The sequence below is a fragment of the Rahnella sp. RcJ3 genome, from assembly GCF_009498575.1.
GTDB classification, from domain to species: domain Bacteria; phylum Pseudomonadota; class Gammaproteobacteria; order Enterobacterales; family Enterobacteriaceae; genus Rahnella; species Rahnella aceris.
The window spans coordinates 171,423-183,699 of the sequence record NZ_QSNX01000007.1; the positions used below are offsets into that span (position 1 = coordinate 171,423).

The 12,277-nt window shown below is 52.1% G+C and carries 12 protein-coding genes and 1 pseudogene; 3 read left to right on the forward strand and 10 right to left on the reverse strand.

From position 1 onward, the window contains the following. Positions 1–2: 2 nt before the first annotated feature. From rlmC to nfsA, 9 genes are all read right to left on the reverse strand, one after another. Positions 3–1,133: a 23S rRNA (uracil(747)-C(5))-methyltransferase RlmC gene (gene rlmC / locus DXU84_RS11455; protein ID WP_121019249.1), complete on the reverse strand. Its 1,131-nt coding sequence runs from the start codon at positions 1,131–1,133 to the stop codon at positions 3–5. Between the two features lie 84 nt (positions 1,134–1,217). Beyond that, entirely contained in the window at positions 1,218–1,664 is a 447-nt protein-coding gene (locus DXU84_RS11460; protein WP_013575810.1) for a YbjO family protein, read from the reverse strand. Positions 1,665–1,731: 67 nt separating this feature from the next. Next, the gene (gene potI / locus DXU84_RS11465; protein ID WP_013575811.1) at positions 1,732–2,577 is read right to left on the reverse strand and encodes a putrescine ABC transporter permease PotI; all 846 of its coding nucleotides are present in this window, start codon (positions 2,575–2,577) and stop codon (positions 1,732–1,734) included. Further along, positions 2,574–3,527: a putrescine ABC transporter permease PotH gene (gene potH, locus DXU84_RS11470; protein WP_013575812.1), complete on the reverse strand. Its 954-nt coding sequence runs from the start codon at positions 3,525–3,527 to the stop codon at positions 2,574–2,576. Before potH ends, potI begins: the two co-directional genes overlap by 4 nt. Positions 3,528–3,539: 12 nt before the next feature. Continuing rightward, positions 3,540–4,673 (reverse strand): putrescine ABC transporter ATP-binding subunit PotG, encoded by a 1,134-nt coding sequence (potG, locus tag DXU84_RS11475; RefSeq protein WP_013575813.1) that lies wholly within the window; start codon positions 4,671–4,673, stop codon positions 3,540–3,542. Between the two features lie 267 nt (positions 4,674–4,940). Further along, the gene (potF, locus tag DXU84_RS11480) at positions 4,941–6,050 is read right to left on the reverse strand and encodes a spermidine/putrescine ABC transporter substrate-binding protein PotF (protein WP_013575814.1); all 1,110 of its coding nucleotides are present in this window, start codon (positions 6,048–6,050) and stop codon (positions 4,941–4,943) included. Positions 6,051–6,481: 431 nt separating this feature from the next. Beyond that, positions 6,482–6,964, reverse strand: a complete 483-nt coding sequence (locus DXU84_RS11485) for a YbjN domain-containing protein (protein ID WP_013575815.1) — start codon at positions 6,962–6,964, stop codon at positions 6,482–6,484. 148 nt (positions 6,965–7,112) lie between these two features. Beyond that, the gene (rimK, locus tag DXU84_RS11490; protein WP_013575816.1) at positions 7,113–8,015 is read right to left on the reverse strand and encodes a 30S ribosomal protein S6--L-glutamate ligase; all 903 of its coding nucleotides are present in this window, start codon (positions 8,013–8,015) and stop codon (positions 7,113–7,115) included. Between the two features lie 18 nt (positions 8,016–8,033). After that, complete coding sequence (nfsA, locus tag DXU84_RS11495) at positions 8,034–8,756, reverse strand: oxygen-insensitive NADPH nitroreductase (protein ID WP_013575817.1); 723 nt, start codon at positions 8,754–8,756, stop codon at positions 8,034–8,036. Positions 8,757–9,041: 285 nt separating this feature from the next. On the opposite strand from nfsA, the gene DXU84_RS11500 reads away from it, so the two are divergent. Beyond that, a complete protein-coding gene (locus tag DXU84_RS11500; RefSeq protein WP_013575818.1) occupies positions 9,042–9,308 on the forward strand; it encodes a GrxA family glutaredoxin in 267 nt (88 codons plus the stop codon). Positions 9,309–9,386: 78 nt separating this feature from the next. On the opposite strand, the gene ybjM is transcribed toward DXU84_RS11500, so the two are convergent. Continuing rightward, entirely contained in the window at positions 9,387–9,758 is a 372-nt protein-coding gene (ybjM, locus tag DXU84_RS11505) for an inner membrane protein YbjM (protein ID WP_013575819.1), read from the reverse strand. A 323-nt stretch (positions 9,759–10,081) separates the two neighbouring features. Between ybjM and DXU84_RS11510 the strand changes: the two genes are divergently transcribed. Together DXU84_RS11510 and DXU84_RS25120 are read left to right on the forward strand one after the other, a co-directional pair. Next, the gene (locus tag DXU84_RS11510) at positions 10,082–11,764 is read left to right on the forward strand and encodes an aspartate:alanine antiporter (protein ID WP_013575820.1); all 1,683 of its coding nucleotides are present in this window, start codon (positions 10,082–10,084) and stop codon (positions 11,762–11,764) included. A gap of 351 nt (positions 11,765–12,115) precedes the next feature. Continuing rightward, positions 12,116–12,276 (forward strand): annotated as a pseudogene (locus DXU84_RS25120) (site-specific integrase); the annotation flags it as partial. Position 12,277: the final 1 nt, after the last annotated feature.

Here is a 12,277-nt window from a genome sequence, read left to right on the forward strand (position 1 = left end):
GCTTAACGCCGCACCAGCAGCGCCATCACTTCGTAATGCGCGGTATGCGGGAACATGTCGAAAAGCCGGACACGCAGAATGTGATAGTCCGGCAGTAACGCCAGATCCTGCGCCATAGTTTGGGCGTTACAGCTTGAATAGAGAATCGTGTCCGGCGCCATGTGGCTGAGATATTCGCACAACGCTTTGCCGATGCCGCGACGTGGCGGATTCACCAGCACCAGATCCGGCACCTCGCCTTTGCCGGTCGCAAAACCGGTGGAATCGAGCGCCTGAAACTCAACGTTTTGCAGCCCCAGACGCACCGCCGATTCTTTCGCACAGGCAATGGCTTCCGCGCTGATTTCGATACCGGTCAGTTTCATCTGCGGCGTTGCACAATGCAGACCAAAGCCGCCCACGCCACAGAACAGATCCCACATACTTCGAATATCCCCTCGCCCCCTCACCCAGTCACGCGCCGTGGCGTAAAGCTTTTCAGCCACCACCGGATTGGTCTGGAAGAAGCTTTGCGGGCGGATAAACAGGGGGACATGGTTAAAATCTTCTTCCAGCCGCTGAACATCCGTCAGTGGAATTTCAGTGTCACCTTCGAGGATCGCCATATGCACCGGCTGTATGTTGGCGGAAATCACTTTCAACTGTGGCAACTGCTGTTGCAACCACGGCAGTGCCGCACGCAGTTGCGCCAGTTTGGCGTCTGAACGCAACACAAAGCGCAGCATCATGCCGCCATCTTTCTGGCTTTCAGTCAGTAACAGGAATTTGAGCTCGCCGCGTTTGCGCGCAACGTTGTAAGGGGTCAGGCCCGCGCGGGCAATAAAGATTTTGAGAACTGAAAATACCGCCGGGAAACTGGTCGGATACAACGGGCACTCACACAAATCGACCGGCGTGCCGTCGCGGTGCAACATCCCAAGTAAAGGGCGTTCCACGCTGCCGCTGACCACCATTTTGGCTTTATTACGAAACGCACTTTCCGGGCCGGTGACCGGTTCACACCATTCAGCCACCGGCAAATCTGACAGCAAATCGCTGAGATCCCGCTGCTTGTCGGCTAACTGTTGTAAATAAGGTTTGTCGAGCCACTGGCAGGAACGGCAGGTTCCGGCGGTGTAAAGTGCGCAATGCATGAAAAATTTCCGGTCATCAGATGCAGTAAAAAACTGGCGCGCAGTTTATCACTGCGCGGCGGGAAAGACTCACTTACATCGAGGCTATTTGCGACGGGAAAAGTATCTGCGGCTGCTGGCAGGCACATACAACAGTAGCAGCACCAGCATATCGGGAATTTTTTGCATCAGCAGCGCATAGAGAAATTCGCCCTGTGTTTCGACGTTAAAGCGAAAGATACGCGGGCCGAACCAGTCAAATGACGCCAGCAGCATGTAACCGACCACGATCACCTGACAACCGATGAATGCCCGGCGCCCCCAGCGGCGGCCACGCATCATGGCGTACGCGGCACGGCATTCGGTCAACACGATCAGCAAACTGGCCAGCATGATGAAACAGTTCAGCCAGGACTCTGCACTGACTTCAATAAAGCTCATCAGCCCTGAAAAGCCCATAGCATCAAACAATAATATGAATTCGAGCAAGCGCGTCGCGACAATCGCCGACGCACCGATCATGACGGGAACAGGGATAAATGCCAGTTTCATAAATCCGTTTGGGCTCTCCATTTACGTTCAGGGCGGAATACATCCGCCCTGAAAATTATCTTAAAATTTAAGCACGTTGAGCGCGCTGAATTTCTTTGCGCCGTTGTTTCTCGGCACGCGACATAAACCACCAGGCAATCATGCCGATGATGCCCACCACCAGCAGGATCAGCGTCGCCAGTGCGTTGATTTCAGGGTTGACACCCATACGCACGCTGGCAAAAACCAGCATCGGTAACGTGGTCGCGCCCGGCCCGGCGACGAAACTGGCGATCACCAGATCGTCGAGCGACAACGTAAACGCCAGCAACCAGCCCGAAATCAGCGCTGGCAAGATCATCGGCAGCGTAATAATAAAGAACACTTTCAGTGGCGGTGCGCCTAAATCCATTGCCGCTTCTTCGATGGAACGGTCCAGTTCACGCAAACGCGCCGAGACCACGACCGCGACATACGCACTACAAAACGTCACGTGCGCCAGCCAGATAGTGAACATGCCACGTTCAGCCGGCCAGCCAAAAGTGTGCCCCATCGCCACAAACAGCAACAACAACGCCAGACCGGTGATGACATCAGGCATGACCAGCGGCGCAGTCAGCATAAACGCAAAACCGGTTGAACCGCGAAAACGCCTGAAACGCACCATCACCACGGCGGCCAGTGTACCGACCACCACGGCCATGGTGGCGGCAGCGGTGGCGATCGACAGGCTCATGCCGACAGCATTGATCATCGCCGAATCATGGAAAAGCTGAGTATACCAGCGGGTGGACCAGCCAGCCCAGACCGTTACCAGCTTCGAGCTGTTGAATGAGTAAATAACCAGCATCAGCATCGGGGCGTACAAAAACGTAAAGCCGAGCACCAGAATAAGAATTCGCCACGGCGAACGGACAACCGGTAACTGATTCATTCTTTATCTCCCAGCTCTTTGTTTTGGTATTTCTGGAACCACAGGATAGGCATGATCAGCAGCAACAACATGACCACTGCCACCGCCGAGGCTACCGGCCAGTCGCGGTTATTGAAGAATTCCTGCCACAGGACACGGCCGATCATATTACTGTCCGGCCCGCCGAGCAGTTCCGGTATCACGTACTCCCCCACCGCCGGGATAAAGACCAGCATTGAACCGGCAATAATCCCGCCTTTGGTCAGCGGCATAATCACTTTGAAAAAGGTTTTCATCGGACGCGCACCGAGATCCTGCGCCGCTTCCACCAGTGAGTAATCCATGCGGGTCAGCGCGGTGTAAATCGGCAACACCATAAACGGCAGATACGAATACACGATGCCGATATACACGGCCAGATTGGTGTGCAAAATCACCAGAGGCTGGTCGATAACATGCAGCCAGATCAGTACGTTATTCAGTACACCGTTGTCTTTAAGAATGCCCATCCAGGCATAAACGCGGATCAGGAATGACGTCCATGATGGCAGGATCACCAGCAACAGCAGGATGTTGCGCGTCGAGGTGCGGCTGTGTGCCACCGCCCACGCCAGCGGATACCCAATCAGCAGGCAAAGCAGCGTGGAAATCGCTGCCACTTGCAGCGATTGCAAATACGCATCGATATACAGCGGATCCTGGGTCAGGCCGATGTAGTTGGCGATGTTGAGTGCAATATCCAGCATGCCGTCTGACCAGGTAACCAGATCGGTATACGGCGGAATGGCCCGCGCCATTTCAGCAAAACTGATTTTGAAAACAATCAGAAATGGCAGTAAAAACAGCAGCAGGAACCAGACCAGCGGCAGCAGGATCACCAGCTTGCGGCCATGCCGCTGTTGCAGACGACCGGTGAAGGCTTTAAATCCGCCCGGAGGTTTGCTGGCCGGGGTTTCGGAGATTACAGACATTTTCATCCCCCTTTAAACAGTCAGCACGACACAGCTGTCGGCTTCCCAGCACAGGCGCACTTCGTCGCCCCAGGTTGGCATACCTTTGCGGAAACGGTGACCGTTCTGCAACTGCGCCGTAATCATCTGCCCGCTGTGCAGCCTGACGTGATAAATCGACAGGTCGCCAAGATAGGCGATATTGACCACCTCTCCGACCGCGAAGTTGCAGCCATCCTGCGGCACGTCTTCACACAACATGATTTTTTCCGGACGCAGCGCAACATACACCGGCACGCCGTCAACCACAGACACATCCGGATCGACTTTCAGCGGATGCCTCAGCCCCGGCGAGGTCAGCAGCAGCGCATCGTCCAGACGCTCTTTCAGCACACCTTCAAATATATTCACGGAGCCGATAAATTCGGCGCTGAAACGGCTGGTCGGGTGTTCATAAATTTCTTCCGGCTCGCCGATTTGCACGAATTTACCGCGGTTCATGATGGCGATACGCCCCGCCATGGTCATCGCCTCTTCCTGATCGTGTGTCACCATCACACAGGTCGCGCCGACGCGCTCAAGAATATCCACCACTTCCAGTTGCATACGGTCGCGCAGCTTTTTATCCAGCGCCCCCATCGGCTCATCGAGCAGCAGCAGTTTTGGTCTTTTCGCCAGGCTGCGCGCTAATGCCACACGCTGACGCTGACCGCCGGAAAGCTGGTGCGGCTTACGTTTGGCGAATTCCTGCATATGCACCAGCGTCAGCATTTCCGCCACGCGGCTTTTGATTTCCGCTGACGGCAGTTTGTCCTGCTTGAGGCCGAACGCGATGTTTTGTTCGACCGTCATGTGCGGGAACAAGGCGTAAGACTGGAACATCATGTTGATCGGACGCTGATACGGCGGCACCTGCGAAAGATCTACGCCATCCAGTACGATTTGGCCCTGCGTGGGCGGCTCAAAACCGGCCAGCATACGCAACAGGGTTGATTTCCCACAGCCGGACGCGCCGAGCAGTGCGAAAATCTCGCCTTTATAAATGGTCAGGCTCACATCATCGACGGCGGCCTGGCCATCAAAAGATTTGGTCAGATTGCGGATTTCCAGCAAAGGCGTGAAACCTTTCTGGGTCTTAGGCTGCGGGCGGGGGATAGCGTCGTTCACTCAGAGAAATCTCCGGTATCAGAATAAAGCAGTTCAAATAAGCATAACAGTCAGGGGGGAAAGTGCCTGATCGGTATACCCAAAATACAGCCGGAAGCAAAACGTCAGCGGCCCCGCCATCAATAAGCGGAGCCGCGTTAACGATACTCAAAATCATTCTGGTTGCATCAAGGCGGCAAGTGAGCAAGTCCCCGGGAGCTGACACACGTCAGTGACCGGGGCGCGTTCGCGCAACCAACGCAGAGGCAGCCTGAAGGATGAAGAGTATTATTTGCCGGTTTTAACCTTGGTCCACGAACGGGTGATCACGCGGTCAATCTTCGGATCCTGAACTTTCAGGGTGAAGAGTTTCGCCTGAACATCGGCCGGTGGATAAATGCCCGGGTTGTTACGCACATCTTCGTTAACCAGTGGTGTCGCGGCTTTGTTTCCGCTGGCGTAGTAAACGGTGTTACTGATTTGCGCGATAACTTTTGGTTCCATCAGGTAATTGAGGAACTGATAGGCTTCATCGAGATTTTTAGCATCTGCCGGGATAGCAAACACGTCGAAGAAGGCCAGCGCCCCTTCTTTGGGAATGCTGTACGCCACGTTCACACCGTTTTTCGCTTCTTTCGCGCGGTTACCCGCCTGCATCACATCACCAGCCCAGCCGATTGCCACACAAATGTCGCCGTTCGCCAGGTCGTTAATGTACTGAGAAGAGTGGAAATAACGGATGTTCGGACGCAGTTTCAGCAGCAGATCGTTGGCTGCACCGGTGTAATCTGATGCTTTGGTGCTGTTCGGATCCAGATGCAGATAATTCAGGACTGTTGCGTAGATTTCCGCAGGGGCATCGAGGAATGAAACGCCGCAGCTTTTCAGTTTCTCGAGGTTTTCAGGCTTGAGCACCAGATCCCAACTGTCTACCGGGGCATCTTTACCCAGTACGGCTTTCACTTTATCGACGTTATAGCCGATACCGGTGGTCGCCCACAGATAAGGGATCGCGTATTTGTTGCCCGGATCATGTTGCGCCACCATCTTCAGCAGCTCAGGATCCATATTTTTGTAGTTTGGCAGTTTGCTCTTATCCAGAGGCTGGAACACACCAGCCGCCAGCTGACGTTCGAGGAAGCTGGCCGACGGTACCACCAGATCGAAGCCGGTGCTGCCTGCCATGAGTTTGCCTTCCAGCACTTCATTGGAATCAAACACGTCGTAAACCACTTTAATGCCGGTTTCCTTCTGGAAATCAGGCACGGTATTTGGTGCGATATAATCGGACCAGTTATAGATATGCAGCGTTTTTTCATCCGCAGACGCTGTGACGGACGCAGCCATAACCAGGCCGGCGACAACACCCGATAACCACTTTTTACGCAGGGTGAACATCCGTTACTACCTCCAAGACAGGGAATATAAATCGAATTTGTATCATTGAGACGGATACAAAACCTTTCACACAACTGCCAACCGACACCCATGGAATATGCATAGGCATTCAACGTTGACGCATACGCTGCCTGCGAATTAACCGTTTGGTTTTACGACGTAATCACGCTTGATGCAGAGTCAGAAGCATAGCGCCTGCAACCCTTGTGTACCAGCCTCCTGAGACAAAACCGGCGTTTATCGATTAATTATGCAGATTTAGTCTATACCGTCTGGCATTTTGCCTTTTAACAAAGTGAAATATCTGGCAACAACCACACAAATGCAGCATAACTTATGGCGAAAGCGGATAAAGGCAGCGGAGCCGCAATAAGCACGGCTCGCAGGAAAGGATCTTCAGAGGGGGGAAATGAATGTCCGGAAATGGAAAATTAATGCAGTAAAGGCAGATTCACAGAAGTGACCGGCATGCCTTCTTCTTCCTCGCCAAGGAAAAGCAGGTCATTGGCGTGCGCTTCGAGAATAATCATCGACATCTGCTCCTCAGCCTGTTGCAGGAAGAAAGCAAACTGCTCTTCCGTCACACCCACTGCAATCGTCAGTGACTGGCAAACAATCAGTTTCGGCAAATTGTCGTCCTGAATATCCACGAACGCTTTAATGGTCAGTGAACTGGCATTAATCGAGCTCAGATCGGCCACCAGCGGGATCAACGCCGTCGGTTTGACTTCGGCCAGTGCAGAAAACAAAATCACATTATCTACAATATCGAGTTTGGCATCAAAAATGCCGTCAAAATTCTGCATATGCGGCAAATGGAGAGCCTGACAGGAATCACACTCGAAAAAAGAGATGCCCAGCTGATCCAGCCAGCGCCGCAGCAGCGCTAAATCAGGGACGATGAGCGAATCCATAGAATGCCTCACGAGTTCAACACAACGAAAAAAACAAACCCTTCGTAACGCCAGCGGCATTACGAAGGGGTCATAGCTTACGGAATATTGCCGGTCAGCGCTACGATCATTACCGGATTGATGGACATTTAACGCACGGGAATAAGAATTAGCCACCGGATTTCAGACGGAATCCCGGCCGCGCTCTTTGTTCGATATAGTCAATCATCATACCGGCGATATCCAGACCGGTGGTGGCTTCGATCCCTTCGAGCCCCGGCGAAGCATTGACTTCCATCACCAGCGGCCCGCGGTTTGAACGTAAAATATCAACCCCGGCGACGTCCAGCCCCAGAGTCTGCGCGGCTTTAACCGCAATGTCTTTCTCCTGCGGCGTAATTTTGACATTGGTGGCCGTCCCGCCGCGATGCAGGTTCGAGCGGAAATCACCCGGTTTGGCCTGACGCTCAATCGCTCCGACCACTTTTTTCCCCACCACCAGACAACGAATGTCGCGCCCTTCTGCTTCGCGGATATATTCCTGAACCAGAATATGCGCGTTCAGGCCGCGAAATGCGTCAATGACACTTTCTGCCGCCTGACGGGTTTCTGCCAGCACCACACCAATCCCCTGTGTTCCTTCAACCAGCTTCACCACCAGCGGCGCACCACCGACCAGCGCAATCAAATCAGCGGTGTCATCCGGCGCATTAGCAAAACCGGTCGTCGGCAGATCAATGCCTTCACGCGCCAGAATCTGCATGGAACGCAATTTATCGCGCGCCCGGGTGATCGCCACCGATTCATTCAGCGGGAAACTGCCCAGCATTTCAAACTGACGCAGCACCGCTGTGCCATAGAAGGTAATCGCGGAGCCAATTCGTGGGATCACCGCATGGTACTTATCCAGCTGATGCCCGCGATAGTGCACGCTGGGCGCAGCAGGATTGATATTCATGTAGCAGGACAGTGGATCGATAATGTCGATCTCATGTCCGCGTGCTTCAGCCGCTTCTTTCAGGCGTTTACACGAATACAACGACCCGTCACGGGAAAGAATTGCAATTTTCATCCAACACTCCGTCGCCGTTTAGCGTGTTGCCCAACCTTGCTTGTGCAATGCGTCCAGCATAAACGGACGTTGTTCCTTTTTAAGGGTACGAATAATCAAATCACTCCAGGTATCGCGTCGGGCATTGCTGTCGCGTTGCAGATAATACGCCGATAGCGCGTCGTCATATTCTGCCAGTTGCTCTTTATCTACCGGCTGGTAGCTGTTTTCATGCACCAGCAGAGACTGCGGCATACGCGGCTTGACCTGATGATCCTGCGCGGGGGTTCCGATACATAAACCAAACAAAGGCATCACAAATTTAGGCAGTTTCAGCAGATTCACTACGTCTTCCACCTGATTACGGATACCGCCGATAAACACACCGCCCAGCCCCAGTGACTCCGCCGCCGTCATGGCATTTTGCGCCATCAACGCGGTGTCCACACAACCGAGTAACAACTGCTCGGCCAGACCCAGCTCGGCTTGAGGGTTGATCTGTAAATTACGATTGAAATCAGCACAGAAAACCCAAAATTCAGCGGCGCTGGCGACATATTTCTGACCACCGGTGTACTGCACCAGCGTCTCCCGCAGCACAGGATCGGTAACGCGGATAATCGAATAACATTGCAGAAAGCTCGAAGTCGAAGCAGCCTGAGCGGCGGCAATAATGGCTTCACGTTGCTCGTCCGGGACCGGTTGATCGGTAAAAGCACGGATGGAGCGGTGTGAGCGCAGAAGATCGATGGTCGGCGTCATTAAAAAATTCCTGAGCGGTAAGGATAAATAAAAAAGTTGCCCCAATCATTCATGCTGTGAGCACCGTTTGCAAGGATTCCGGCACCTGTAGCTGTAACAATGTACTGTGTCTGAAAAAGAGTGCCGGTTCATTCAGATAGGTCAAAGGTATCGGACTGACAGGTAATTCCTGCTTTTTTTTATGGTTTGTAACAGGCATAGTAGCGACATCAAAAAGGTGATGTGGTTAACAAAAACAGACATTCCCCTTTCATTTATCTTGTTGGCATTAACAAAGGAGTCTCCATGTTTGCAGTAATTTTTGGGCGTCCTGGCTGTCCTTATTGCGTACGCGCTAAAGAGTTGGCTGAAAAACTGACTGAAGAACGTGATGATTTCAACTTCCGCTACATCGATATTCACGCGGAAGGCATCACTAAAGCCGACCTGGAAAAAACCGTGGGTAAACCGGTAGAAACCGTTCCGCAGATTTTCCTCGATCAGAAACACATCGGTGGCTGTACTGACTTCGAAGCCTATGCCAAAGAGCATCTGGCGCTGTTCAGCAACTGATCCGCGATAAAATAAAGATATACACAGCCAAAAGGCGCTCAGTGAGCGCCTTTTTTATGGCTTCTACATCATGACATGTCAGTGTTGCCTGAACTGCCGGTAAGCAATGACCAGCAAATGAACCAGCATAGCGCCCAGAACACACCAAAATATCGCACTGGTGGCATAGGCCAGTTCCTGCATCAGCGGACGAACGCGTGGATAAAAGGCCATGCGCAATAAAAAGCACACAGGGATGGAAACCAGCCCGCCGACAAAGGACGAAAATATCGCCGAATCGCGGGAAATCAGCGACGTCACCACGCCGGGAATTAAAAATAATAACAGGCCATATTCCGGGCCTGGCGCGATATTTCTAACAATAATCCAGCCATTCTTTAACATAAGAAAAATAATTAAGAACATTGTGCAACAAATTAATGGGGCTACCACTTTTCGCCAAATTGCCATTTTACTTCCTCCTTAAAGTTGGCGAGATTTCACAGGTTCTCTGCATAAAATGCGTTCTTTGTTACCTGTCAGAGCCTTCTGGCTCATTTCCCCAGAGCGTTCCGCACTCCCGCGAAACACAAAAAAAGCTTTCAGAAGATTTATACGGGCATTTCTCTGGCTGAACTGGCGTTCTGTGACTAAAATGACGCCCGAAACCCAATTTTCCACCCCGCCGGGGCTGAAACAGACCGCGCGATCCTGAGTAGGAATTTTCTGTTTCTGAATTTATCCTTTACATTCTCCTATATCAAGAATTTGTTGGTAAACAATAAGTTATCCTTGTGAATATAAACGTCGCTAGTTTGTTAAACGGGAATTACATCCTGTTATTATTTGTGGTTTTGGCACTCGGTCTGTGCCTGGGGAAAATTCGCCTGGGTTCCGTTCAGCTCGGAAATTCTATCGGCGTATTAGTGGTTTCGCTGCTTTTGGGTCAGCAGCATTTCAGTATTAATACTGAAGCGCTCAACCTCGGCTTTATGTTGTTTATTTTCTGCGTAGGCGTCGAAGCAGGGCCAAACTTTTTTTCCATTTTCTTCCGTGACGGCAAAAATTATTTCATGCTGGCACTGGTGATGGTCGGCAGCGCCATGTTACTGGCACTCGGACTCGGACGTTTGTTCGGCTGGGACATCGGCCTCACCGCCGGGATGCTCGCGGGTTCAATGACCTCAACCCCGGTTCTGGTCGGCGCCGGAGACACGCTGCGTAATACCATGGGCGGTAACAAGATGCTCGGGCCTGAACTGGATAACCTGAGCCTGGGCTACGCCCTGACCTATCTCATCGGTCTGGTGAGCCTGATTTTCGGCGCACGTTATCTGCCGAAGCTGCAACATCAGGATTTGCCTACCAGCGCCCAGCAGATCGCGCGCGAGCGTGGCCTGGATACCGACAGTAAACGAAAAGTGTATCTGCCGGTGATCCGCGCCTATCGCGTGGGACAGGAGCTGGTGGCCTGGGCTGATGGCAAAAACCTGCGTGAACTGGGGATCTATCGTCAGACTGGCTGCTATATAGAGCGAATCCGCCGTAATGGCATCCTGGCGACACCGGACGGCGACGCCGTATTGCAGGTGGGCGATGAGATCTCACTGGTCGGTTATCCGGACGCACACTCACGCCTGGACCCGAGTTTCCGTAACGGTAAGGAAGTGTTTGACCGCGACCTGCTCGACATGCGTATCGTGACCGAAGAAGTGGTGGTCAAGAATAACCACGCGGTCGGCAAGCGTCTGAGTCAACTGAATCTCACCGATCAGGGCTGTTTCCTCAACCGCGTGATCCGCAGTCAGATTGAAATGCCTATCGATGACAGTATCGTGCTGAATAAAGGCGATGTGTTGCAGGTCAGCGGCGACGCAAAACGGGTGAAAAGCGTGGCGGAGCGTATCGGGTTTATCTCCGTACACAGTCAGCTCACGGATTTGCTGGCCTTCTGCGCCTTCTTTATTGTCGGCCTGATGATCGGCCTCATCACTTTCCAGTTCAAAAACTTCAGTTTTGGCATCGGTAACGCCGCCGGACTGCTGTTCGCCGGGATCATGCTCGGCTTCCTGCGAGCCAACCACCCTACTTTCGGTTATATCCCGCAGGGCGCGCTAAATATGGTGAAAGAGTTTGGCCTGATGGTGTTTATGGCGGGTGTCGGCCTCAGTGCCGGTGCGGGTATCAATAATGGTCTCGGCGCAATAGGCGGCCAGATGCTGCTTTCCGGCCTGATTGTCAGCCTGGTGCCGGTGGTGATTTGCTTCATCTTCGGGGCATATGTTTTACGCATGAACCGCGCTTTGCTGTTCGGAGCCATCATGGGTGCACGAACCTGCGCCCCGGCGATGGAAATCATCAGCGACACGGCACGCAGTAACATTCCGGCACTCGGTTATGCAGGAACCTATGCCATTGCTAACGTATTACTGACGCTCGCCGGTACGCTTATCGTCATCATCTGGCCCGGTGCATGACGTAACTCATTGAAGTGTAATGGGGCAAAAAAAAATCAATATTTTTTTAAATTTTTGCCCCCTCGCACGAACTTTTAAAGTTAGCCAGAGTCTTAATTAGTGCCACTGCTTTTCTTTGAAGTCCCCAAATTTGGAGAGCCCGTCAATCCCGCCTTATTAGGTTCAAGATTGCCGGGTTTTTTCTTTTCTAAATTTATAACTCTTTTAAAACAATAAGTTAAACACATACCCCTTGTCATGTAGCGACAAAGTGGCGACACGAATTTGCACTGGCATGCTCATTTCGCTAATTTAAGTTACCCATTACTTGATGTTCATGGCACAGTTCAACCGACAATGAGGCACCGGGCTCACGTTCTTCCCCATCCGTTTGCTAGTCATTTCATGATGAATGGTAGAAATATTTTAGTTTTACAAAGAATCCTTGCCATCCTGATATAAAAATGGCAATGCGTTATGACCATTTTGAAGATGCAATAAAATTAAATCCTCTTAATACAAAAAGGAAATAAT

Bases quoted from the DNA above. Each gene is read 5' to 3' on its own strand.
- rlmC (WP_121019249.1), bottom strand. From the start codon at position 1,133: ATGCATTGCGCACTTTACACCGCCGGAACCTGCCGTTCCTGCCAGTGG.
- DXU84_RS11460 (WP_013575810.1), bottom strand. From the start codon at position 1,664: ATGAAACTGGCATTTATCCCTGTTCCCGTCATGATCGGTGCGTCGGCG.
- potI (WP_013575811.1), bottom strand. From the start codon at position 2,577: ATGAATCAGTTACCGGTTGTCCGTTCGCCGTGGCGAATTCTTATTCTG.
- potH (WP_013575812.1), bottom strand. From the start codon at position 3,527: ATGTCTGTAATCTCCGAAACCCCGGCCAGCAAACCTCCGGGCGGATTT.
- potF (WP_013575814.1), bottom strand. From the start codon at position 6,050: ATGTTCACCCTGCGTAAAAAGTGGTTATCGGGTGTTGTCGCCGGCCTG.
- DXU84_RS11485 (WP_013575815.1), bottom strand. From the start codon at position 6,964: ATGGATTCGCTCATCGTCCCTGATTTAGCGCTGCTGCGGCGCTGGCTG.
- rimK (WP_013575816.1), bottom strand. From the start codon at position 8,015: ATGAAAATTGCAATTCTTTCCCGTGACGGGTCGTTGTATTCGTGTAAA.
- nfsA (WP_013575817.1), bottom strand. From the start codon at position 8,756: ATGACGCCGACCATCGATCTTCTGCGCTCACACCGCTCCATCCGTGCT.
- DXU84_RS11500 (WP_013575818.1), top strand. From the start codon at position 9,042: ATGTTTGCAGTAATTTTTGGGCGTCCTGGCTGTCCTTATTGCGTACGC.
- ybjM (WP_013575819.1), bottom strand. From the start codon at position 9,758: ATGGCAATTTGGCGAAAAGTGGTAGCCCCATTAATTTGTTGCACAATG.